At 39.5% G+C, this 23,826-nt stretch carries 18 protein-coding genes; 6 read left to right on the plus strand and 12 right to left on the minus strand.

The genetic code is table 11. From position 1 onward, the window contains the following. Positions 1-69 precede the first annotated feature (69 nt). The 3 genes from gnd to tkt form a co-directional block, all read right to left on the minus strand. On the minus strand, positions 70-1,053 hold the full coding sequence (gnd, locus tag H3T44_RS06020; RefSeq protein ID WP_110439283.1) for a phosphogluconate dehydrogenase (NAD(+)-dependent, decarboxylating): 984 nt from the start codon (positions 1,051-1,053) through the stop codon (positions 70-72). Between the two features lie 72 nt (positions 1,054-1,125). Then, positions 1,126-3,966 carry a bifunctional transaldolase/phosoglucose isomerase gene (locus H3T44_RS06025; protein WP_198196590.1) on the minus strand — a complete coding sequence of 947 codons (2,841 nt, stop codon included), beginning with the start codon at positions 3,964-3,966 and terminating at the stop codon, positions 1,126-1,128. A gap of 70 nt (positions 3,967-4,036) precedes the next feature. Next, positions 4,037-6,091: a transketolase gene (tkt, locus tag H3T44_RS06030; RefSeq protein WP_198196591.1), complete on the minus strand. Its 2,055-nt coding sequence runs from the start codon at positions 6,089-6,091 to the stop codon at positions 4,037-4,039. 393 nt (positions 6,092-6,484) lie between these two features. Between tkt and H3T44_RS06035 the strand changes: the two genes are divergently transcribed. From H3T44_RS06035 to H3T44_RS06045, 3 genes are all read left to right on the plus strand, one after another. Then, positions 6,485-7,018 carry an ankyrin repeat domain-containing protein gene (locus tag H3T44_RS06035; RefSeq protein WP_198196592.1) on the plus strand — a complete coding sequence of 178 codons (534 nt, stop codon included), beginning with the start codon at positions 6,485-6,487 and terminating at the stop codon, positions 7,016-7,018. 31 nt (positions 7,019-7,049) lie between these two features. Beyond that, a complete protein-coding gene (hisC, locus tag H3T44_RS06040; protein ID WP_198196593.1) occupies positions 7,050-8,120 on the plus strand; it encodes a histidinol-phosphate transaminase in 1,071 nt (356 codons plus the stop codon). A 70-nt stretch (positions 8,121-8,190) separates the two neighbouring features. Next, on the plus strand, positions 8,191-9,732 hold the full coding sequence (locus H3T44_RS06045; protein WP_110439279.1) for a carbohydrate porin: 1,542 nt from the start codon (positions 8,191-8,193) through the stop codon (positions 9,730-9,732). Positions 9,733-9,798: 66 nt separating this feature from the next. Here H3T44_RS06045 and dhaL read toward each other — a convergent pair whose 3' ends face one another. The 5 genes from dhaL to H3T44_RS06070 all read right to left on the minus strand — a co-directional run bounded on the left by dhaL (position 9,799) and on the right by H3T44_RS06070 (position 14,714). Further along, positions 9,799-10,443 carry a dihydroxyacetone kinase subunit DhaL gene (dhaL, locus tag H3T44_RS06050; RefSeq protein ID WP_155567526.1) on the minus strand — a complete coding sequence of 215 codons (645 nt, stop codon included), beginning with the start codon at positions 10,441-10,443 and terminating at the stop codon, positions 9,799-9,801. A gap of 5 nt (positions 10,444-10,448) precedes the next feature. Beyond that, the gene (locus H3T44_RS06055) at positions 10,449-11,447 is read right to left on the minus strand and encodes a dihydroxyacetone kinase subunit DhaK (RefSeq protein ID WP_122124222.1); all 999 of its coding nucleotides are present in this window, start codon (positions 11,445-11,447) and stop codon (positions 10,449-10,451) included. 35 nt (positions 11,448-11,482) lie between these two features. After that, the gene (locus tag H3T44_RS06060; protein ID WP_155564801.1) at positions 11,483-12,238 is read right to left on the minus strand and encodes an SDR family oxidoreductase; all 756 of its coding nucleotides are present in this window, start codon (positions 12,236-12,238) and stop codon (positions 11,483-11,485) included. A gap of 18 nt (positions 12,239-12,256) precedes the next feature. Further along, positions 12,257-13,534, minus strand: a complete 1,278-nt coding sequence (locus tag H3T44_RS06065; protein WP_240993380.1) for an MFS transporter — start codon at positions 13,532-13,534, stop codon at positions 12,257-12,259. A gap of 64 nt (positions 13,535-13,598) precedes the next feature. Continuing rightward, positions 13,599-14,714, minus strand: coding sequence for an alcohol dehydrogenase catalytic domain-containing protein (locus H3T44_RS06070; protein ID WP_155564800.1), 1,116 nt, complete (start codon positions 14,712-14,714; stop codon positions 13,599-13,601). 209 nt (positions 14,715-14,923) lie between these two features. Between H3T44_RS06070 and rpiB the strand changes: the two genes are divergently transcribed. Continuing rightward, a complete protein-coding gene (rpiB, locus tag H3T44_RS06075; RefSeq protein WP_155564799.1) occupies positions 14,924-15,382 on the plus strand; it encodes a ribose 5-phosphate isomerase B in 459 nt (152 codons plus the stop codon). Positions 15,383-15,449: 67 nt separating this feature from the next. Here rpiB and H3T44_RS06080 read toward each other — a convergent pair whose 3' ends face one another. Both H3T44_RS06080 and H3T44_RS06085 read right to left on the minus strand, forming a co-directional pair. Further along, entirely contained in the window at positions 15,450-15,773 is a 324-nt protein-coding gene (locus tag H3T44_RS06080; RefSeq protein ID WP_110439274.1) for a DUF1971 domain-containing protein, read from the minus strand. Positions 15,774-15,844: 71 nt separating this feature from the next. Beyond that, a complete protein-coding gene (locus H3T44_RS06085; RefSeq protein WP_196424069.1) occupies positions 15,845-16,900 on the minus strand; it encodes a Gfo/Idh/MocA family protein in 1,056 nt (351 codons plus the stop codon). Between the two features lie 289 nt (positions 16,901-17,189). Between H3T44_RS06085 and H3T44_RS06090 the strand changes: the two genes are divergently transcribed. Together H3T44_RS06090 and H3T44_RS06095 are read left to right on the plus strand one after the other, a co-directional pair. Next, on the plus strand, positions 17,190-18,233 hold the full coding sequence (locus tag H3T44_RS06090; RefSeq protein ID WP_198196594.1) for an NAD(P)-dependent alcohol dehydrogenase: 1,044 nt from the start codon (positions 17,190-17,192) through the stop codon (positions 18,231-18,233). A gap of 88 nt (positions 18,234-18,321) precedes the next feature. Next, positions 18,322-19,593 (plus strand): MFS transporter, encoded by a 1,272-nt coding sequence (locus H3T44_RS06095; RefSeq protein WP_230882804.1) that lies wholly within the window; start codon positions 18,322-18,324, stop codon positions 19,591-19,593. A gap of 98 nt (positions 19,594-19,691) precedes the next feature. On the opposite strand, the gene H3T44_RS09110 is transcribed toward H3T44_RS06095, so the two are convergent. Both H3T44_RS09110 and pbpC read right to left on the minus strand, forming a co-directional pair. Continuing rightward, positions 19,692-21,239, minus strand: a complete 1,548-nt coding sequence (locus H3T44_RS09110; RefSeq protein WP_232347548.1) for a hypothetical protein — start codon at positions 21,237-21,239, stop codon at positions 19,692-19,694. Between the two features lie 182 nt (positions 21,240-21,421). Continuing rightward, the gene (gene pbpC, locus H3T44_RS06110; RefSeq protein ID WP_198196595.1) at positions 21,422-23,752 is read right to left on the minus strand and encodes a peptidoglycan glycosyltransferase PbpC; all 2,331 of its coding nucleotides are present in this window, start codon (positions 23,750-23,752) and stop codon (positions 21,422-21,424) included. Positions 23,753-23,826: the final 74 nt, after the last annotated feature.

Genomic DNA, 23,826 nt, shown 5'->3' on the forward strand with positions numbered 1-23,826 from the left:
AAAATTTATAAAAAAAAAGCCTTAATCGTGAGGATTAAGGCCTTTTCCAATGAAATTGGAAAATTTATATTATTTCTTTTCTACATGGCCACCAAAACCAAAACGCATTGCTGACAACATCTTTTCGCCAAACGTATTTCCTGAACGGGAACGAAAACGGGTGAATAAAGCGGAAGTTATAACGGGGGCAGGAACAGCCTCTTCAATTGCGGCTTCAATGGTCCAGCGCCCTTCTCCCGTATCTGCAACATCACCTTTAAAACCTGCAAGAGTACCATCCTTTGCAAGCGCATCCGCACATAAATCCAACAACCACGACGGAATAACGCTGCCACGACGCCATACTTCTGCAATATCTGCCATATTCAAATCAAAACGTTCATCTTCAGGTAAACGATCTGACCCTTTGGTACGCATAATATCAAACCCTTCTGCATAGGCCTGCATCATACCGTATTCAATACCGTTATGAACCATTTTGACAAAATGTCCAGAACCTGCGGGACCACAATGAAGGTAACCTTTTTCCGCACGGGGATTCAAATTGGCATTACGTCCCTTTGTACGTGGAATATCGCCCATTCCAGGAGCCAAAGAGTCCAAAATCGGATCAATATGGTCAACAGCTTCCTTACTGCCACCATACATCATGCAATATCCACGTTCCAGGCCCCAAACGCCACCGGAAGTTCCAACATCAACATAGTGAATACCCTTTGCTTCCAGCATTTTTGCACGACGTATGTCATCTTTATAGAACGTGTTTCCACCGTCAATAACGATATCCCCTTTATTTAACATATCTCCAAGACTTTTGATTGCCTGTTCTGTCACTTCACCACAAGGCAACATAATCCAAACAATTTTTGGGGAAGGCAATGCTTCTACCAAAGATTTCAAATCATCGACAATGGTACTTTTAGGAGCTTGATTATGAATTTCCTCACTTTTGCTGCGCGTACGATTTAACAGAACAACTTCATGACCATGACGAGCCAAACGAATTGCCATGTTACCACCCATTCTGCCCAAGCCATACATACCTAGTTTCATAGTTAATTTCTCCATTTTCATCACAATAAGTTTATATCTTGCGGTAATCGTAAGATATAAACGTTGATTAATCTACAGAATATTTAAAATTGATTGGCTTAATTTATCCAATCCAACTTTCATATTCCCTTTTACATGAATACGGATAACCCTTCTATCCCGTTCCGATAATACGTCGAAATCACCACGAGCTTGTGCTTCCTTCACAATTCCAAATGTGTATTTTTCACCGGGAACAGGCAAATCATGATCATCATCGGCAGTGATCTGTAAAAATACACCACTATTTGGTCCACCCTTATAAGCCTGTCCAGTTGAATGCAAAAACCGGGGACCGAATTCAGCCGCTGTTGCAACCTTTTTCTTGTCTCTTATAGCCAGACGTAATTTCTGGATCCACTCCCGTGTTGCCAAATCACGTTCAATATAGGCCAAAACAGCAACATAATCCCCTGCAGCAATTTCATTGAAAAAGCTTTTCAAGGCTTCGGAGATTGTGGAAAGACCTTTTAATTTTGCAATTTCAACCTTACCTGCATAAAGATCAAACCCTTGCTCTTGAACGATTGGGGTAATAACGGGAAGAGAACCTTTTTCATTATAAGCAGTTGTAATTTTCTTGGTTTCAATCTTACTGGCTTCAACATCGGGTTGATCAAAAGGATTAATTCCAATGAAGGCACCCGCCACAGCGGTTGCAAATTCAGTTTGGAAAAAAGTCTGAACAATCTGTGCTTTATCATGTAGATTTATTGTCACAACAGGCTGTTGAGCCGCTTTTAATTCAGCAATCGCTTTTTCCTGTTGAGGATCAATCTTATTCTCCAACCGTAAATAGATAAATAAACGATCCTTTCCATAGACAGATGGTACAGTCAAGGTTTCCTCATCTATAGGAATGATTCCTTTACCAACCTTACCCGTTGATTCTGCCAAAAGTTGCTCAAGCCATGAACCTAAGGAGCCAATATCAGGTGAGGCTATGATTGTAAATTTATCCCGTTTGAATTCAGCAACACCAACCCCGAAAATTGTCCCGAGTTGAACTCCCGGATTTTGTGCTGGTGGAGATCCTGCAGAACAAGCTTTTTCCATTCGTTGGGCCGAATACAGGATTTCCTGTAAAGGCAATCCCGCCGCGGCTGCGGGAACAATTCCAAAATTAGATAAAACGGAATAACGCCCACCGATTGATTTCAAGCCGTAAAAGATTTTCCAGAAACCATCCTGCTTGGCCACATCTTCCATATGGGAACCCGGATCGGTGACCGCAACAAAATGCTGCCCCACTTTGTCACCCAGCACCTTTTTGGCTTCATTGAAAAAATACGCCTTAAGAATATTAGGCTCCAGAGTGCTGCCTGATTTCGAAGAAACAATAAACAGGGTTGTCGCAATTGTCACTTTCTGCTGGAAGCTGTGCACTTGCTGTGGATCAGTGCTATCCAGGACATGAAGACGCGGAAAACCAGCCTGATGTCCAAAAACCTCTCCCAGAACTTCAGGACCAAGACTTGATCCGCCCATACCTAGTAAAAGGATATCGGTAAAACCTCTATTCCTGACTTCTTTTTGGAATTCCTCCAGTTCAGCAAGATTTTCAACCTGTTGATCAACAATATCAAGCCAACCGAGCCATTTATTCTCATCCTTTCCCGTCCAGACAGAAGATTCACGATCCCACAGTTTACGGACTGTACCATTCTTACGCCATTTATCCAGACCAGTTTTTACAGCGGTTTCATAATCTGAAGGTAAATCAGACTGCAAATGAGTTAGCTTATTCCCCTGTAATATCATCTGCTTTTCACCAACAGAACCCAATAATTGATCAAAAGCGTCGGCAAATGAATTAACACCGTCTTCCAATAACTGATCCGTAACTTTTTTTAAATCAAGGTTCAAATGTTCAGCCTCAGCCAGAATCTTTTCAGCTTCATCAATATTTTGTTCCAGGGTGTCAGCCACAGTACCATGATCTCTAAAAGCATCCATGGTGGCAGGTGGAATTGTATTGACAGTATCCCTACCAATCAGTTGATCAACATAAATAGTGTCTGGAAATGTCTTATCCTTGCAACTTGTACTGGCCCATAATAAACGTTGGGGTTTCGCCCCTGCAGCCTCAAGTTTTTTCCATCGGTCACTTTGCATCACTTCAAGATAATGCTGATAAGCAAGTTTTGCATTTGCAATGGCAACCTTGCCACGAATAGCTTTTAATGCACCGCTTTCCTTATCCCCTGCGGCGATCCTTTGATCAATTTGCTTATCAATGGCCGTATCAATACGACTAATAAAGAAAGAGGCCACACTGGCAATATGCGCAATATGATGCCCCTTGGCAAGATGCGCTTCAAGCCCCTTGATATACGCTTCAAGAACCTGTTTGTACATATCCAAGGAAAATAGTAAAGTTACATTAACATTGATTCCCTCGGCAATGGCCCCTTCAATAGCGGCAATACAAGGTGCTGTTGCTGGAATCTTGATCATAAGATTCTTTTCAGCAACCCTTTTCCATAATCGGCGTGCGTCTTCCAATGTTGCATGCCCGTCCATAGCGATATATGGAGAAACCTCCAAACTGACATATCCATCCAGCCCATGGGTTTTTTCCCATACAGGATACAATACTGAACAGGCCGCACGGATATCATCAATCGCCATTGTTTCATATAAGGTAACAACATCGGTGATTCCCGAAGAAATCAGTTGTTTAAATTGTTCATCGTAGTCAGTGCCATGCCCCATTGCCTTTTCAAAAATTGAAGGGTTGGAAGTAACGCCCTTTAATCCATCTTCATCAACCAGTTTTTTTAATCCACCGCTTTGTGTAAATGAACGCTGGATAAAATCTAGCCAAGGTGATTGTTTATACTGTTCTAATTTAATGAGAGGGTTTTCAACCATTTCTATTTCTTTCCTTAAATATGCTGCGACAAAAAATCCTTCTTAATAAATTAAGAAGGATTCACAACATTTACCTTGTCAATTGTTCCTGTGCCGCTTGTAAAACAGCTTCAAGAGTAAACCCGAATTTTTTCTGTAGATCACCATAGGGAGCAGAGGCACCAAAGCCACGCATAGCGATGATTGCACCGGTTGTTCCAGCATAACGATCCCATCCAATGGGAGATCCCTGTTCAACCGCGACACGTGCTGTTATACTAGGAGGCAAAACCTGATCACGATAAGACTTGGACTGTTCTTCAAAAAGTTCCCATGAGGGCATTGAAACAACCCGAACCTTTTTTCCGGATTTTGTTAAAACCTGATAAGCTTCCATAATCAAACCAACCTCGCTTCCTGTCGCCATGAGAATCAAGTCTGGCTTACCTTCACAATCCGCAACAACATAAGCACCCTTTTTAAGCCCTTCTGCCGAAGCATATTGATGGCGGTCGATTGTTGGCAAATTCTGACGACTTAATGCAAGAATGACTGGTTTAGAATTTTCCTGCATCGCATATTTCCATGCCTCGACAACCTCGTTTGCATCGGCGGGACGAAAGACAACAAGATTAGGCGTTGCCCTGAAGTGAACCAACTGCTCAACTGGCTGATGTGTCGGACCGTCCTCACCAACCCCGATACTATCATGCGTAAAAATATATATGACTGGCAAATGCATCAATGCAGACAAACGGATGGGATTTTTCATATAGTCAGAAAAAATGAAAAATCCTGCGGCATACGAACGCAAACCGCTTAAGGCCATTCCGTTGACAATTGCCCCCATGGCATGTTCACGAACGCCAAAATGAAAATTCCGTCCATCATATGTGCCGCCATAAGCAGGATTCTGAAAAACTCCAGCCCCTTCAAAATCCAGATTGCTTTTATTAGAGGGGGCAAGATCAGCAGACCCACCGATTAACCAGGGAACATTCTTCGCAATGGCATTCAATACCTTTCCTGAGCTGGACCGCGATGCAACCCCTTTGGCATCAGGCGCAAAAATTGGAATATCCTTGTCCCATCCCTTTGGTAGGCGATGATTTAAAATATCCTCGATCTCTTGACCCAACTCGGGATATTTTACCTTATAATCCGCAAACAGCGTATGCCATTTTTGATAGGCTGCAGCCCCTCTTTTACCAATATTGGCTTTAAAATGATCCATTACACCATCAGGGACAAAGAAATCTTTGTCTTCAGGCAAACCAAGATTCTTTTTGGTCGCTTTAACTTCTTCCACCCCGAGCGGTTCACCATGCGCTACTGATTTTCCCGCTTTATTAGGAGACCCATACCCGATAACACTATCAATGACGATGAAACTTGGCATGGCTTTATTTTGACGCGCTTGATTAATCTTATTTTGGAAATCATCAATATCGTTACCATCTTTCACATGATAGATTTTCCATCCTGCAGCTTCAAAACGTTTTTCAACATTTTCTGTAAAGGCAATATTGATATTGCCCTCGATCGTAATACGGTTCCGATCATATACCCAGATAAGGTTACCTAACTTCAAATGTCCTGCAAGAGAGGCCGCCTCATAGGAAATCCCCTCCATAAGATCACCATCACCGCAAAAGGCATAGACATGATAATCGAACAATGGAAATTCTGGTCGATTATAACGTGCAGCAAACCATTCCTGGGCAATCGCCATCCCCACAGACGTTGCAATCCCTTGAGCTAAAGGTCCTGTTGTGGTTTCAATTCCGGTGGTATGCAAATACTCTGGATGACCGGGCGTTTTTGAATTGAGCTGTCTGAATTGACTTAAATCTTCAAGGGTTAAGGCTGGTTTGTTTTCCACTTTACCTTGACGTGTCACTTCCTTAATACCGCTTAAATGAATCATGGCATATAAAAGGGAACAGGCATGACCACCTGACAAAACAAAACGATCGCGGGCCGGCCACAATGGATTCGCAGGATCATAATTTAAAATATTATTCCATAAGGCATATGTCGCGGGTGCCAAATCAAGCGGCGTACCTGGATGACCAGAGTTAGCTTTCTGCACTTGATCAATTGCAAGTCCACGAATGGTATTAATACATACCTTATCCATATTCATTCAAGTCTCTCCATCAAACAACTTTTAAAATAACTTCGTTAATCATAAATTTAATCGTTTTTTTTAAATCAATTTATATCACCCAATAAAAAAGGAAAAAAAATCGATTGTTCAAATTACAAAAATTTTATCCTACAAAGCTATCAATTAACTTAAGATCGAATTGTTAATATTCCGATAAATTCTGACCCCCTGCCAAATGTTCAATTAATAAAACATTTTATCTGTAATCAATTTTATCGATTATATTAAATTATATTAAAATCATACACTTTTATAAAACTTTCTCCTATAAAAGAAATCTTATTTTTCTTGATCTTTCTTTTTTATACGCGGCACTATAAAATAAAAACCAGATTTTTGTTCATTAACTCTCAATAATATGGCAATACCATGACGGTTTCATCTTCTCTTGATTCTAGTTCTTCCCCCGAATTCACTTCACAGGAAATAGAAACGCTTTATTTCAATTCTGCTAGAGAAGGTTCACTTCCTTTGCTTGAAGAATTCATCGCCGCGGGTATGAATATCAATCATCAGAATGAAAAAGGATATACTCCTCTCATCTTAACCACTTACAATAATCATCATGATGCAACGGCTTTCCTATTAAAAAGCGGGGCAAATCCTGATCTGCAGGATAAAACAGGTGCAACGGCTTTAATGGGCGTAGCTTTCAAAGATCATGTTGAAATGGCCAATCTTTTGATTAAGGCTGGTGCCTCGGTTGATATTCCCAATAATCTAGGACGCACACCTTTGATGTTTGCAATCCTTTTTAACCGAAACGACATGACTGAAATTTTATTAAAAGCCGGGGCGAACCCTCGGCACGCCGATGGGGAAGGCTTTACACCCTTAAAACTTGCAGAACAACAGGGGAATAAACATCTAATATACTTACTTGAAAACTATCAAAACATTTAAATTTCATAATTTTTTAAATAGGTATATCCTTATGCAAAATCGTTATTGGAGTTCTTTTGTCAAAAATTTAGTTCCTTACACACCTGGGGAACAACCCAAGGTAAATAATCTTATCAAACTTAATACAAATGAAAATGCGTATGATATATCCCCCAACGTACTAAAAGCCTTACAGGCAAATACCAATAATTTATTAAAATTGTATCCCGATCCTACATCCCAGGCCCTTTGTCAATCCTTGGCTGATTTACACCATGTCCAACCAGACCAGATTTTCGTCGGTAATGGCTCTGATGAGGTGCTTGGATTTGCCTTTCATGCCTTATTAAAACATGAAAAACCTGTTCTCTTTCCAGATATAACCTATAGTTTTTACCCTGTTTACTGCAATCTTTTCAATATTGACTATAAAACCATTCCCCTAACCGGAAATTTCAAGATTGACCTTGAACAATATGATGCAGAGGATGCTTGCGGGATCGTCATTGCCAACCCCAACGCTCCAACTGGCTTGCTAATTGACCAGGAGACAATCCGGCATTACCTTGAAACACACCCTGAACAAATTGTTATTATCGATGAAGCCTATATAGATTTTGGTGGAAAATCGGTCATTCCCCTTATCAATCAATTTCAAAATCTTCTAGTTGTTCGAACTTTCTCGAAATTTCACGCCTTTGCCGGGTTACGCGTTGGTTATGCAATTGGAAACACACAATTAATTGAAGGTATTAGACGTGTAAAGGACAGCTTTAATTCATATCCCTTAGATCGATTGGCACAAATTGGTGCGATTGCATCAGTAAAAGACATTCAATGGTCTGTTAATAATGCCCGACAGATTATCAAAAACAGAGATTACCTGATCAATGCCCTTTCTGAATTAGGATTCACAACTCTCGATTCAAAATCAAACTTTGTTTTTACATCTCATCCCAAGATATCTGGTGAAGAGCTTGCAATACAGTTAAGAAAAAATAAAATTTTAGTTAGACATTTTAATCTTCCACGCATTCAAAATTGGCTTAGGATAACAATTGGCACAGAAAAAGAATGTCAAATCCTGATACAGGTCATAAGCACAATAATATCAACTAATTGACAATACAAAATAAATAAGATTAACTTTAATTTCGCGTTAATAATAATCATTTGCAATGAAGTGTATTATAATGTCTCATCGCTATTCCCAGCTATTTTTATCAAAAAAAAATAATTTACCCAAAATTGTTTTAATTAATTTTGTTGTATATCAAGCTCTGATTAATCAACATTCAGCACATGCGGTTGGAAATTCCCCTATTGTTAATCAGGGCGCATCTCCATCGACAAATATTAGCGGGGCCACCCCGGTAAAAAAATCCCCTCCACCAGCCACAATCCTTGATAAGGATACAGGTCAGGCACCCGAAAACAACGATATGCTATTGGGAAATATTTTGGGATTACGTTCCCTTATGGCACAATATGGTCTGACCCTCACCCTGGTAGATGTCAATGAGGTATGGGGAAATCCTTATGGGGGCATCAAGCAGGGTGCGGCCTATACAGGTTTGACCACAGTTACCTTGAACTGGGATCCCGAGAAAGTGACAGGAATTAAAAATGGTCTTTTTAACATTAGCGCCCTGCAACTTCGAGGACGGGCTTTTACGGCAGAAAATATAGGAGCCTATAACTCTACCAGTGGTTGGGAAGGCGATCGCTCGACTCGTTTATGGGAGCTATGGTACCAACAGGGATTTTTTGATAATAAAATGACCGTTCGCATCGGGAAATTAAGTTTGGACCAGGAGTTTAACATCAGCGATTATGCAACCCTATTCATTAACTCCTCTTTTGGATGGCCCATGATTCCATCAGTCAATACCTATAGTGGAGGAATTGATTATCCCGTTGCCTCTCCTGCAATCCGTTTCAGTTTTCAACCCAATGATCACTGGACGGACCTTTTTGCAGTTGCGGACAGTAATCCCAACAATGTTTCTTTTTGCAATCCATCCGGACCATTTACCTGTGATCCATATTCCAAGCATCAATCAGGAACACATTTCAATTTTACCACCGGGGTATTCATAACCAATGAAATTCAATATCATCTAAATCCTGGCAATGAAGATGATGAAAAATATACCGCTTATCCTGGAACTTATCGATTGGGAGCCTATTTTGATAGTTCAAAATTCCCGGATCAACGTTATAACAGGGATGGGAATCCATTAGGAAATCCAGACAACCCCCAAACAATGCTCAACCATCGCCATACCTGGTCAGTTTATGGAATTATGGATCAAATGATATGGAGAAATCCGGGAAACAAAAAAGAATCTCTTGGCATATTTGGAAGAATGCAAGTTAGCCCAACTGACCGTAGCCCCATCAATTATGCAGGAGATGCAGGGATTGTCTATAAGGGACTTCTCAATCGGGAACATGATTCCCTGGGTTTTGGCTGGGGATTTGCCCATACTGGCAATCGTGCCAGACATTATGACCGTGATTACCGCAATTTTGCGGATCCATACTGGTGTATTCGAAAAACAGAACATCATATCGAGCTCGCCTGGCAAATACAGGCCACATCATGGCTAGAGTTAAAACCTGATTTTCAATATGTCTTCCGTTCCGGTGGAGGATTGAATCTTGAGGAAAATAGTAAAAAGAAAATTCCAAATGCCGCCATTTTTGGATTGAGATCTACGGTCAACTTTTAATAAAAGGTTATATACATTATCGATTTATCGATAATGTATATAATTTGTATTTTATTTTTTAAAAATTTAGGAAATTCTTTTCGAAATACTGTCCGCAAGTTGCGTTAACAGCAAACAGCAAGAAGTTGCACCAGCATCCAAAATGCCTTTTGAACGTTCACCCAAACGACTGGCACGACCTATTTTGGCAACAAGATTGCGGGTGGATTCCTTACCATCATGTGCTGCCTGTTTCATAATAATCAAAGCTTCATGAAATGTTTTTCCGGATTCATTCGCTTTTTTGAATCCTTCAATTGCAGGCATTAAAGTATCAACCAAACATTTATCACCCTGTTTGGCAGAACTAATTTCCTGTAATTCATGCAACCCTTTTGAAAGCATTTCCTTGAATTCATTTGAATTCAAGGTACTTTTACCTTGAATTGCCTCAGCCCATCCAGCAAAAATACTGCCATATAAAGGCCCCATTGAACCACCAATCCCCTCCATCAGAGAATCACTTAATATTTCAAAGGCTTCTGACAATGAAAGATTTTTCCCATCAATACGATGTTTGCAAATGTTAAATCCCTTTGCCATGTTGATCCCATGATCACCATCACCGATCGCACCGTCAATCTCACTTAAATAATCACGGTTATTCACGATACAGCTGATTAGATCATCAACAATCTCGGTGCCATTTTCAATTTTAGCCACTTCTGTCATGCCATTTACTCCTGTACCAAACCCAAAGAACGTGCAGGAATATCAATCAGTTTTTTTAATTCCGCATCTAATTTCATAACGGAAAGCGTCACACCCATCATTTCAAGAGAAGTAAAATAATTTCCTACATAACAGCGATGGATCTTGACATTTTTAGCCTTCAAAAGACGTTCAACCTCTGCATAATAGATATAAAGCTCCATAACAGGTGTTGCTCCAAGGCCGGAAACCAGCACGACCACTTCAGATCCGGGTTCAAAAAGACCTTCCTCCATGATTGGATGAAGCATGGTTTCCGCCATCTCTTTTGCCGTTTCTATAGGAACAACCTTGATTCCAGGTTCACCATGATGGCCAATACCCAATTCCATTGTTCCTTTTTCAATATGGAAATTTGGTTTTCCAACTGCAGGAATAGTACAAGAACTCAAGCCAACCCCAATTGAACGACAGTTATTTATTGCTTTTTGAGCAGCGGCAATAACACCATCAAGATCATATCCTTCGGCAGCGGCAGCCCCACCAATTTTCCACATAAGGATTTCACCCGCAACACCGCGGCGTTTCTCTATTTCACTGGCCGGTGCGGAAGCGACATCATCATTGGCAACAACTGTTTTGACTGTAATACCAGCGGCTGTGGCCTTCTTTATTGCCATCTTGACATTCATATTATCGCCAGCATAATTGCCGTATAAACAAGCAACACCAGCACCTGAATCTGCGGCTTTCATCGCATCCAAAAATGCACCAGCAGTGGGAGAAGAAAAAATTTCCCCAATTGCAACCGCATCAACCATATTTTTACCCACATATCCCAGAAAGGCTGGTTCATGACCGGAACCGCCACCTGTAATAATGCCAACTTTACCTTTTTTTTCTGAACCTGAATATTTTAGAACTCTAGAATTATCCGTTTTTTCAAAAAATTCTGGATGGGCGACGACATATCCCTCGATTGCATCTTCAACGACTAAATCTGGATCATTAATAATTCTGTTCATTGTCATTATTTATTCTCATTATTTTTTATTTCTTTTTATTGAATGGTAAATCCACCATCAATGACTAAATTAGCACCATTCACAATAGATGCTTCAGAGCTGGCAAGATAAACAGCTGCAGCGGCAATCTGTTCGGGTTCAGCAAAACGGCGCATGGGAATTTGCGCCTTCATATCCTCACCAACTTTACCTGCCCATGCTTTTTTCCCAAGTTCCGTCAAAACAACGGTTGGAGAAATCGCATTAACATTGATCCCATGAGGTCCCCATTCCAATGCCAGTACATGTGTCAATCCAATAACACCTGCCTTGCTGGCACAATAAGCAGCATGTTTTTGCAAGGCGATAACCCCCGCCTGTGAAGCCATATTAATAATAGATCCACTCTTTTGTTTTAACATCACGTTTCCCACTGCCTGGGCAACCCAATAGGTACCAGTTAAATTAATATTAATAGTCGCATTCCACATTTCCTCACTGAGCGTTTCAGCTGCATCAAGCAAAGCAACACCCGCACAATTTACAGCAATATCTATACGACCAAAATGATCAACAACTTTTTTTACTGCCTGATCAACCTGTTTTTTATTCGTTACGTCAACCTGGATACCAATAGCATTATCTGGGCCTAGATTTTTTGCGACCTGATCAATGGTATCAAGTCGATCCAACAACGCTACCTTTACACCTTTTTGTAAAAAAGTCCGAACAATCTCGTTTCCAATACCGGCAGCCCCCCCGGTAACAAGTGCAGTTTTACCTGATAAATCAAACATTTGATTTGTTGACATAAACCTCTCCTTAATAGGCTATAATGTTTCTTCTATTGCCACACCGACTTCTTGATCAATTGTTTCATTTTTATATTGTTGAACCTTGACAAAAATCATCAATGCTGCAGCAACAAAATAAAGCCCGATATAAATGTACATCACCCCGAAATTACCAATGATCCCTTGAAAAAGCATGACAATTGCATAACCAAAAAAGTAACTCATTCCTGCACCAAAATTAAGAATTGACATGGCCGCACCCTTATTTTCAGGGGCAAGATTTGGCATAATGGCTGATAAAGGAACAAATGCTGCAAGCAATGCACCATATATAGCGGCGCATATTTTTATGGTGAAAAGATCCGCATGAATAGAAATGCAATAGGTATATGCCATAACGCTCAATGCACAGCCTATACAGCCAAACCACATAACAACGTTACGCCACCCCAATTTGTCACTTGCGGCCCCAAAGATAAGATTGAATACAACATTACCCATCCATAAATACACGGCAACCTCAAGCCACGCATTTTCAGCATATCCCATACCGAATAAAAAAGTTGGCATAAAAACTGAAAAACCGTATGCGGCACTTGTATTAATCATCCGAACAAGACCACCAATCCCCACTTTTGGTTTTTCATAAACAATCGTTAAACCTTTTAACAAATGTTTTAATGAATGGGTTTCATCATCTTCTGGATAATTATTTTGTGCAGATTTTTTTCCACTTAGACTCAGTGCAATAACAGCACCTACAGCAACAAAAATCAATGCCGTCCACAATAAATGAAGGTTTTCCATATGGAAATAATAAAGCATAATATTTGAATAGCCAGTTCCCAGAACGGAAATCCCACCTGCATAAACAAGCCAGAACATACCGACAGCACCTCCCAACCGTTCACGGGGAGCCTCATATGCAACTGAAACTAGAAAACCATAAGCGAACAGAGGATAAGCAAGTCCCCGCACTGCATAGGTAGGCAATATAACGCTAAAATTATAAGTTGGAATACCAAAAACCAAAAAAAGAAATGACCCTACAAAAAAAAGGACAAGTCCAATGGTCATCACTTTCCGAACCCCGAAAATCTCTGCCAAAACACCTGAAAGCCATGATGAAATGGCAACCATCAATCCATAAACCGTGAAAATGGTAGAAGCCTGATGTGCAGTTAGACCATGCTGTTGTAAAAAGGGAGACAACCAGTTCTGTTCCAGCCCTTCACCAGCCATGAAAATTAATACTCCAAAATAACCCAACATCAATTTTGGAGAAATGAAAAGTCTCTCTATGACTTTGTTCACGTGCAGGTCTCCCTCTTAGTAAATAAATTACTTTCAAATAATTAGATGGCTAAAATTCAATAAATTATAAATTTGGATCGAGTACGACCTTTAAAGAACCCACTCCTTTTTTCATTATGTCAAAAGCTTCTTTAAAATCTTTTAGCGGGAAAACATGCGTTACAACGCCTTCCGTTGGAAAATCACCATTTTGTATTCCCTTGATCACCATGGGATAGCAATAAGGACCCAAATGTGATCCCAAGACATCCAACTCCTTACGATCACTAATGATACTCCAGTCAACCGATACTGGATCTTTGAATACAGAAAATTCAACAAAACGACCAAGTTTGCGAATCATTGACAGACCCTGCTCTACTGATTTGCCTGCACCCGTAGCTTCAATATAAATATCGCAACCATATCCTTCGGTCATATCCTTGATTTTCTTGACGACATCTTCACGGGCCGGATTCATCACGATATCAGCACCGAATTTCTTAGCCAGTGCTAAACGATCATCATTCAAATCAAGAACAACCAGTTTGTCGGGGCCGGATTTTTTCAATGCGCCAATCATACCTAAACCCAGAGTGCCGGCACCAGATAGCACCACAAAATCTCCCAACTTAACACTTGCACGTTGCACGGCATGTAATGAACAGGCATATGGTTCAACCAGAACAGCCTGTTTCATGGGAAGATCATCTGGCAAATGATAGTTAATCGCTTCTTTAGGCAATTTTATATATTCTGCCATGCCGCCATTAACGTTGTTTTGAAAACCGTAAAGATCGTGTTTTTCACACATCCAGTATTCACCACGTTTACAGAAACGGCATTCCCAACAAGGAACAATTTGTTCGGAAATAATACGGTCATTCAGTTTGAAATCTTTGATTTTATCGCCATAGGCAACAACATGCCCAATAAATTCATGACCGGGTATCATGGGAGCCTTAATATAGGCAGGTTGCTTTTCATCCCCCCAAAAACTTGGCGCCCCATCAAATGCTTTGGTATCCCCAGCGCAAATTCCACATGCCTCTACTTTAACAAGAATTTCTTCAGACCCAATTTGTGGTACAGGAACCTCTTCCAAACGGTAATCATGTGGCGCATAAGCAACAATTGCTTTCATTGTCTTGGGAATATTATCTATTTTCGTAATAGAAGATTTACCGTTTTTTTCCATCATTTTTCTCTGCTCATCTGTAATGTTTACTATGATGATCAGCCAGAATATATTCAAAAACAAATAAACTTCTTGTGATCTTTTAATCTAAATTACTTGTATATTTATTGGTGAAAAACTTTATAAAATACATGCCATAAATGGGAATCTTTAAAAATATTTTAATACACCAATACAATGAAATATTTTAAGAAATTTTAAGGAATATAAAAATGCCTTCTATTGCTATCGGCTGCGATGATGCTGCTGTTGACTTAAAAAATAAAATCGTAGACTGGCTTCAATCCAACAATATTGAAGTGACAGACTACAGTAGCGATTCCAATCGCGATTCAAATCTGTATCCGGATATTGCCTGGTCTGTAGGACAGGCAATCAAGTCCGGCAAACATGAAAGAGGGATTTTGATTTGTGGCACTGGAATAGGAATGGCAATTGTTGCAAATAAGATACCCGGCATTCGTGCGGCTCAATGCCATGATACCTATTCCGCCGAACGGGCCAGAAAAAGCAATGATGCACAAATCATCACATTGGGTGCCCGTGTTATCGGTGAAGAACTGGCAAAAACAATCCTTCAGGCCTGGCTTGATTCTGAATATGAAAAAGGTAGATCAGAGCCTAAGGTAAAAAGAATTGCGTATTACGAAGATAAAGCAATTTCCGAGTAATCCTACATAATTCCATAGACTATTAATTGGTATCGGTTAATAGTCTATGGAACAGGAGATACCCGTATCAATCATTTGACGAAACTGTATAAAAAGATAACTGACAGGTCATATCCTCACTGCAGGAAGCGATTTTATGATATTGGCGTGGCTTTATCATTTCAGGTTGATGCACAACTGAATATTCAGTTTCTTTCTCAATTTCTTTTTTATCATTCAAAAATTCCATTACCAAAGATCCTGATAATATCTTTAATTTTGCCCAGACACCCTCTTTTGTATTATGGCATTCCTTGAAAGATTTTGGTAAAGTTTTTACATTCCATATTGGCAAAGTTTTATAGCAAACCAATTTACCATCCCCATAATTCTGTTTTACAGCATTCATCATTTCCTCATTATCTATTAAAAATAATCATGATTTAGATTCTATACTTAAATATATTCCAATTTTTTATAAATTTACTCAATTTTATTATCAGACCTATAAAAATCGGGACATTTCAAGACGGGTATTGCAATTTCCTGACCTTTTTTTTGAGATTCAATACAGAATTCGGCCACATAAGTCGCCATATATCCCCGCCATGCGTCCGGACCTTGTAATTTTCCAACCAGACATTCATTAATGAATTCCTGTATTTCAATATTATAGGCTTCCAAAAACCAATCCTGCCAATTTGCCAAAATTTGATCATACCGTTTTTCATGCTGGCATATTGAAACAGCAGCAGGAGCGGGTAAGCTGGCCACACCTTCTTCACCCACAATTTCACATTTGATATCGTAACCATATTGACAGTTTACAAATAATTCCACATTAATTCTGATTCCTGATTGGGTTTCCAAAAGTGCAAACTGAGGATCCTGCAAGCCTTTTGGCGCTTTTGATGTTTTACGGATTGGAATCATACTTACGGTAACAAATTCATCGTTCAACAACCAACGAAATATATCCAGTTCATGAATTAAGGTATCCGTTATAACCATTTCAGATGTAAAATTCTCTGGACACTCCTGATTCCTATGTGCCGCATGTATCATCAGGATCTGGCCTAATTTTTTATCTTGAATGATTTTTTTCAGTTCTTGATATCGCCGATCATAAGAGCGCATAAATCCAACCTGAACTAAACGTTTTCCATATGTTTGCTCAGTCTCGATGATCGCTTGACATTCCTCGATTGTCGTTGCCAGCGGCTTTTCACAAAAAATGAATTTTTTTGCCTCAATGCCAGACAATATATATTCCGCATGGGTTTTACCTGAAGAGGCAATGATAATTGCATCCACCTCTTTCGCTTGAATCAAATCGTTCCCTGATTCATATGCTTTAGCATCCAATCCATATGTGGAAATGGCATTCTGTGCAGATTTTTTATCAATGTCACTGACAGCAACAACCTCGACTCCTGATAAAAAGTTCGTACATCGTTTGATATGATCCTGACCAATAGCTCCAGTACCAATGATTCCAATCTTTAACGTTTTGTTACCTGATATTTGTTTAATCATCATCGAACTCTTTTCTTGGATTTTTTTATTTAAACAAAATGACAAAAAAATAAATAAAATATTTCTGTCATTATCCAATTAAATGTAATAGTTATATAAACTACTGAACTGTAATAACAATAAAACTATTTATAATTACGAACAAATATTTTTTTATTAAAAATTGCTATTTCAATCTTTTATAAATAGAATGAAATTACTTTGAAATAACACATTTGTTATTTTTCATACTTACGGAATATTGGTAACATAATTGTGTATTTTATATGTTTATTCCAGTAAGGAACATTTCATGGCTCAAGCTCTTGTACTTGAAGAAAAAGGCAAATTAAGTATCCGTAACATTGATTTACCCTCTACAGTAGGGGATAATGACGTTAAAATAAAAATACGTAATGTTGGTATTTGTGGAAGTGATGTACATTACTACACACATGGAAAAATTGGCCCTTTTATCGTAAATCAACCAATGGTGCTCGGGCACGAGGCTTCTGGTATTGTTATTGAGACAGGCAAAAATGTTGAAAATTTAAAGGTTGGGGATCGTGTATGTATGGAGCCCGGCATACCCAATCCACACTCACGCGCAACAAAACTCGGTATTTACAATGTTGATCCTGACGTCGTGTTCTGGGCAACCCCACCCGTTCATGGATGCTTAACGGAAACGGTGGTACATCCCGCTGCTTTTACATTTAAACTGCCCGACAACGTATCTTTCGAGGAAGGTGCCTTTGTTGAACCTCTTGCCATTGGCGTTCAGGCTGCCGTAAAAGCCCGATTAAAACCTGGCGATATCTGTTTAGTGACAGGATGTGGTCCAATTGGCATTCTGACCGCACTTGCCGCACTTGCCTCTGGCGCAAGCAAGGTTTTCATCTCTGATCTTGCTCAACCCAAACTGGATATTGCCAAACAATATCATGGCATTATCCCAATTAATTTGAAAAATGAATCCGTAGAGGAAAGAGTCAAGGCGGAATGCGGTAAAAACTGGGGGGCAGATGTCGTTTTTGAGGCTTCAGGACATCCCTCCGCTTATGATACCGTATTGGCCTGTGTCCGCCCTGGTGGAACCATAGTATTTGTAGGGATGCCCGTTGACAAGATCCCCTTTGATCTTGTTACTGCACAAGCAAAGGAAATACATATGGAAACAATCTTTCGATATGCACATGTTTATGACCGGACCATTAATCTGATTGCTTCTGGAAAGATTGATATCAAGCCATTAATTTCTGGAGTTTATCCATTCTCAAAAAGTATCGAGGCTTTTGAACGGGCCGCATCAGCACAACCTGCTGATGTAAAATTGCAAATTGAAATGCCCGAATAAGATTCTTCTGAATTTTATTCCGATACAAAGCCCGAAATCAATTTAATTCGGGCTTTTTTTATAAACTTATCATGCTCAAAGATTACTTATGAATAATATCCAAACAAAATCACGTATGATGATGGGAATGCCAGTCTCTCTGTTTTGGGGGTATATTGCCATTGCCCTTTTCATGATTGGCGACGGTCTTGAACTGAATTTCCTTTCCAAATACATTGTTACACTGGGATTCGCAGAAAAAAAAGTCAGCCTTATTTTTGCTGCTTATGGGTTAACCGCTGCAATTTCAAGCTGGCTTTCTGGCGTTCTAGCTGAAACATTTGGTGCAAAAAAAATCATGATGGTTGGTGCCATTACATGGATTGTTTTTCACGCAGCCTTTATGCTTTTCGGAGTTATACCTCATAACTATTACATGATGTTGCTATTCTATGGTCTACGCGGTTTTGCTTATCCCTTGTTCTTTTATGCATTTTTCTATTGGGTTGTAAAAGAAACCCCCGACAGCCAGCTTGCCTCGGCGGTGGGGTGGATCTGGTCCATGTTCACCATAGGGTTTGGCATTCTCGGAAATTTGTTACCGATTTATTCTGTCCGTTACTTTGGCGAGATCAACACTTTATGGCAATCCATAGGCTGGGCAACTGCAGGTGGTGCAATCGCCTTTTTCCTTCTCAAGGCGCCCGTTATGGAAAAGAAAAATCATCAGATTCATTCATTCGAACACAAATTTAAAGGTATTATCCAAGATCTCTCACTCGTTTTTTATAATCGTGATCTGGCAATTGCACTCATAACCCGTGCGATCTGTAACTTTTCCCTTTTTGGTATTCTTGCGGTCGTAATGCCTATTTTCTACACGTCTGAACATGGTGGACATTTTACGGATGAACAATGGAAAATTATCAGCCTTAGTATATATCCAATCCAACCTTTTACCAATGTTCTATGGGGCATTATCGGCGATCGTATTGGTTGGTTAAAGCAAATGCGATGGGCGGGATTTATAGGATGTGGAACGGCAACCATCCTGCTTTATTTTATTCCGGTCTGGTTTCCCGGAAATATATGGGCTAGCATATGCGGAATCCTGTTTTTTGCCCTGACCATTACAGCCTTTGTTCCAATGGGAGCCATTTTTCCAATGTTGACACCTGAACATAAAGGGGCAGCCGTATCCATCCAAAATCTTGGTGGTGGTCTAAGCAATTTTGGCGGACCCGCTTTGGTTTCTCTCATTCTTTTTACAGGATTGGGACATTTTAGCGTCTTCATAATTTTTGGTTTTTTATATTATTGTGCGGCAATCATGACCTATTTTATCCGCCTCAAACAACCCGGTGTTGATAAACCTTTTTAATTACAATTAACGTAACAACAATCAGCAATCACCCGGACGCTATATAACAATATAACCATATTAGGTTAATACCCCTAATATGGTTAAACAATACACGACTAATTTATTTTACCTTTTTCCCTATAACGGTCATTACGAACATAAATGTAAGAATCCGTTGCAATATGGGTATAATCATTTTTCAAAACTATCAATACGCAACTCAAGAACTGATCTGGCATATATTTGCCCCATATTATTGATGGATCATAATAAATAAGTGGTGGCTTATTTTTAGGCAAATCTTTACAAAGGTCCCGTTCATAATGGTGCCAAGGATGTGAAGCGTAGTCTGCCTCCCATGGTAAATAAGCGTGATATTTTTTTATGGGCAAACGGTTAGCCAAAATATAAATATCTGGATTATAAGGTATAGATAATATTCTTTCGTTTTTATCAACGTAAAACCAAATTGCTTTCGTGTCTTCATTATATCCTTCACGAAAGGCATGCCATTGATAGGCATTACGTTGTTGCTTGTCTAAAATATTGGGAGAGGATACTGCATATTGATCAATGATAAAAAAGATGCTAAAAGTTGAAATGACAGAGAAAAACAGGGAAATATCCGGCTTGACTTCCGTTGATTTTACAAAAGCAACGATTATTAAGGTTACAGAAGCTATAAGGAAAGCACCATTTTGAAACAGGATACTTCCTCGAGCCTGCAAACCCAGAATCCCGCACAATACAAGACATGCACTTATTTTATATTTTCCTTTTGCAACCAGGATAATCCCCCCAAAACAAAACGAAAATAAAGCAAATGTTTCTACAATATGATTAGAGGAAAAAGATGGAATCAAACTTAGAAAAAAATTGCTTAAATTGAAGGGAATATATCGTGCATAATTCATTTGGTTGGTGATGAAATGAAAGGCAACCATTCCACCTATATCCCCATATATACCTAACCAGACAAGCATCATAATGATAGATGTCAAACACCCCGACAAACTTGTCGCGAATATCGAAACATATTTTCTATGATCTATACAAATTCCATTGATAACAACAAGAAATAAAATAAAGGCGGTTATTGCAAAAGGATAGGCAATAAAAGGCAAAAGCGTGATAAAAAATCCTCCTGTAAAAGCCTGTATCCGTGACGGCTTTATGTCATAAATCATGGGAATAACAAGAGTGACCAAACCAATAGCTGCAAAACACCCACCTAATGTCCAATAATTATCAAGATATAAACCCTGTATAAGCCAGACACTTGAAATGAAACCAAACCACAAAGCGGTTACAAGATAACGTTGCCAAAAATAATGAAAAATTGGGGAAAAAAATAAACACAGGGCAGCTAGCATTGCACTAAACGAAGAAATGAGTCTCAACAGCCATACTTCTGAGAAACCAACAATTAATCCCATCATCCATGTCAGCATATAAATTACGGGACCATGATAATCTATATAGTCCCTGTAAAGTTTGTCCCCTTTATGAATGGCTTGTGCACCTACAAAATGACCTGATTCGTCTGTAAATCTTAAAAAACCTAAACCTTTTATATTTTCATATAAAAATAATGCAAAACACAAAATTAAAAACAGGAATGAAATAATGGATGCCTTGTCTTTTTTAAAATGATTCGGATACATATCCAATAATTCTCTTTGAAATTATTACCTGTATATAACAATTGTTTTCCACGATTATATGAAAAGATACAAGATATTTTCTTGAATGAAGATGATCTATACCAAGGCCATAAATATGATTTCAAATCGTCAATGAATCCATTTATTTTTTACCTGATAGTATATCCTATGAATTCATGCCTTTAATTCAACGTAAATTCAGCAAGAGCCGTTTTTCCCATTTCATCCATTACCGTCAATTGTTGCTTTCCATGATTATGAAAAACATGATCAAAACTTTGATTTCCATCAGTTTCCTGAATAAGATAACCATTTAGGAACCACCATTTTTTCTTTGTCCCCCCAAGGGCAGATAATTTTAAAGTTAACGGATGCATATTACTGGGAGGCAACTGTAAATGGTCTCCGTTTTTTACACCTATAATGGACAAGGAAGAAGATTCCATCAAAGATAAGGAGGGACAGGATAAATCCTGTGTGGGCAGACGATTGTGACGCTGTTCTGTAAGGGGCAACCAAGGTTCAAGTGCGATTGGCCACAGATCAATTTTTTTTTCAATGGCTCCTGGACAATCAGACGATACTTGAAATCCTCGTTTATTGATCCATACCGTTTGGCTGATACCCGTTCCTAACGGTTGATCGGCCATTTCCAAAGTGGGTGGAACTATATGGTTTATAATCCATGCGGTCCTTTTTTGTCGGCAATTTTGATCCCTATCTGGCAATATCTGTCCAGATGGCCAACATATCTGTGCAACGCTTACTGTTGCCGGATCATGATCTTTAATACTATATGAAAACGTCTGTGAAGCTTGGTTTCTGACCATATCATATACATGAAATAACAAGGGGGTTGCGGAAGCTATTCCATATTGGCCTGCCACAGGTGTGCCATCAGGTCTTCCAATCCAGACCCCCATTATATAATGTTTGCCAACGCCAACAGCCCAAGCATCCCTATATCCGTAACTTGTCCCTGTTTTCCATGCCAAATGATCCTGCTGAAAAATCTGCCGATCAAAATTACTGTCCAATGGACTTTCACCTTCCAGAATTTTCCGAATAACCCAGGCTGAACCTTCAGACAATAATGGCCGTTCATTCATGGATCCATTATTCTTGAAACGTAACATTGCAACCTTCCCCTTTCTTGCGAACGCGCTATAAGCTGTAACAACATTTTCCAAAGACGTACCAATCCCGCCAAGAATAATTGCCAAATTTGGTTCAACCATTTGAGGCAGTTTTAATCTAATGCCGGCACCTGTTAATTTGCCATAGAATTTTCTGGCTCCATAAACTTCCAACACTTGTACGGCTGGTAAATTAAGTGACCTTCGCAATGCCTGGCTTACTGAAACGGGTCCAACAAATGAAGAAGAAAAATCCTCTGGCCTATAATGACCAGATTGTCTTGGTACATCCTGCAATAAGGATTCAGAATGGATAAGCCCTTCATCCATGGCCAACCCATAAAGAAAAGGCTTTAATGTTGAACCCGGTGAACGGATAGCGGTTACCATGTCCACATAACCAAAACGCTGTTTATCCTGTAAATCTACAGAGCCGAGATAGGCCTTAACCTGCATTGTCGCTGAATCCACCACCAAAATGGCAGCGGAATTATGCGGTGGCAAACGGTTTTTCCAATTTTCAAGAAGTTCCTCCAAATGACGTTGCATATCTATATTGATAGTGCTATGAATGACTGCATCTTTGTTCTGAAGTGATAATCGTCTCGCCAATAAGGGAGCCAATTGTGGTATCTGACGTTCACTTAATAAAACATTTTCCCCTTTAATTTCCTCAATATCTCTCTTTGACCATACCTTGAATTGAGCCAGCCGCTCCAGAACTTTGTCACGAGCCTTCTTGGCACGCTCAGGATAACGATCTGGTCGTAAACGGCTGGGCGCTTGTGGTAGAACAGCCAGCAAGGCTGCCTCTCCTTTGGTAAGTTGATCCGGTGGTTTACCAAGATATGTCCAACTCGCCGCCGCAATACCCTCTACCATTCCCCCATAAGATACATGATTTAGATAAATGGTTAGAATCTGTTCTTTATTCAAATGCCATTCAAGTTGCAACGCCCGGAAAATCTGCCCAATTTTTCCCAAATAAGTATGGGGACAGTGATCAACAATACGGGCAACCTGCATTGAGAGCGTACTACCACCCGATACGATATGATGATGATAAATATCTTGTCCAAAAGCCCTGCCCAAAGCGACAGGATTAATGCCGGGATGATGATAAAACCACCGATCTTCATAGGCTAACAAAGCCTGAATATAATATGGAGAAACCTGTTGGATGGTAACAGGATAACGCCAGACCCCTTTTTGATTGGTAAAACGCCATAAGGGCGTTCCATCCTCTGCCAAAACGACACGAGAAGAACTGATATTTGGTAAAGGAAGAGGGTTGGTTTTATCCGCTATAAATAACCCAATACAAATAAATAAACAGAATATTACCCCTTTTCGGTAAATCTGACCTATCACACGCACTATACACACCATTTATTTCTAATAAAAAAGGCGTACACCATCATATATTGATGCACACCTGATTATGACCTTTT

It is taken from the genome of Commensalibacter sp. M0355 (assembly GCF_016101365.1).
GTDB classification, from domain to species: Bacteria; Pseudomonadota; Alphaproteobacteria; order Acetobacterales; family Acetobacteraceae; genus Commensalibacter; species Commensalibacter melissae.

Excerpts from the sequence above, each read along its gene's own strand:
- hisC (WP_198196593.1), top strand. The coding sequence starts at position 7,050 with ATGCAAAATCGTTATTGGAGTTCTTTTGTCAAAAATTTAGTTCCTTAC.
- H3T44_RS06025 (WP_198196590.1), bottom strand. The coding sequence starts at position 3,966 with ATGGTTGAAAACCCTCTCATTAAATTAGAACAGTATAAACAATCACCT.
- H3T44_RS06090 (WP_198196594.1), top strand. The coding sequence starts at position 17,190 with ATGGCTCAAGCTCTTGTACTTGAAGAAAAAGGCAAATTAAGTATCCGT.
- H3T44_RS06035 (WP_198196592.1), top strand. The coding sequence starts at position 6,485 with ATGACGGTTTCATCTTCTCTTGATTCTAGTTCTTCCCCCGAATTCACT.
- H3T44_RS06070 (WP_155564800.1), bottom strand. The coding sequence starts at position 14,714 with ATGATGGAAAAAAACGGTAAATCTTCTATTACGAAAATAGATAATATT.
- H3T44_RS06055 (WP_122124222.1), bottom strand. The coding sequence starts at position 11,447 with ATGAACAGAATTATTAATGATCCAGATTTAGTCGTTGAAGATGCAATC.
- H3T44_RS06045 (WP_110439279.1), top strand. The coding sequence starts at position 8,191 with ATGTCTCATCGCTATTCCCAGCTATTTTTATCAAAAAAAAATAATTTA.
- H3T44_RS09110 (WP_232347548.1), bottom strand. The coding sequence starts at position 21,239 with ATGTATCCGAATCATTTTAAAAAAGACAAGGCATCCATTATTTCATTC.
- H3T44_RS06060 (WP_155564801.1), bottom strand. The coding sequence starts at position 12,238 with ATGTCAACAAATCAAATGTTTGATTTATCAGGTAAAACTGCACTTGTT.
- rpiB (WP_155564799.1), top strand. The coding sequence starts at position 14,924 with ATGCCTTCTATTGCTATCGGCTGCGATGATGCTGCTGTTGACTTAAAA.
- dhaL (WP_155567526.1), bottom strand. The coding sequence starts at position 10,443 with ATGACAGAAGTGGCTAAAATTGAAAATGGCACCGAGATTGTTGATGAT.
- H3T44_RS06080 (WP_110439274.1), bottom strand. The coding sequence starts at position 15,773 with ATGATGAATGCTGTAAAACAGAATTATGGGGATGGTAAATTGGTTTGC.
- H3T44_RS06095 (WP_230882804.1), top strand. The coding sequence starts at position 18,322 with ATGAATAATATCCAAACAAAATCACGTATGATGATGGGAATGCCAGTC.
- gnd (WP_110439283.1), bottom strand. The coding sequence starts at position 1,053 with ATGAAACTAGGTATGTATGGCTTGGGCAGAATGGGTGGTAACATGGCA.
- H3T44_RS06085 (WP_196424069.1), bottom strand. The coding sequence starts at position 16,900 with ATGATGATTAAACAAATATCAGGTAACAAAACGTTAAAGATTGGAATC.
- tkt (WP_198196591.1), bottom strand. The coding sequence starts at position 6,091 with ATGAATATGGATAAGGTATGTATTAATACCATTCGTGGACTTGCAATT.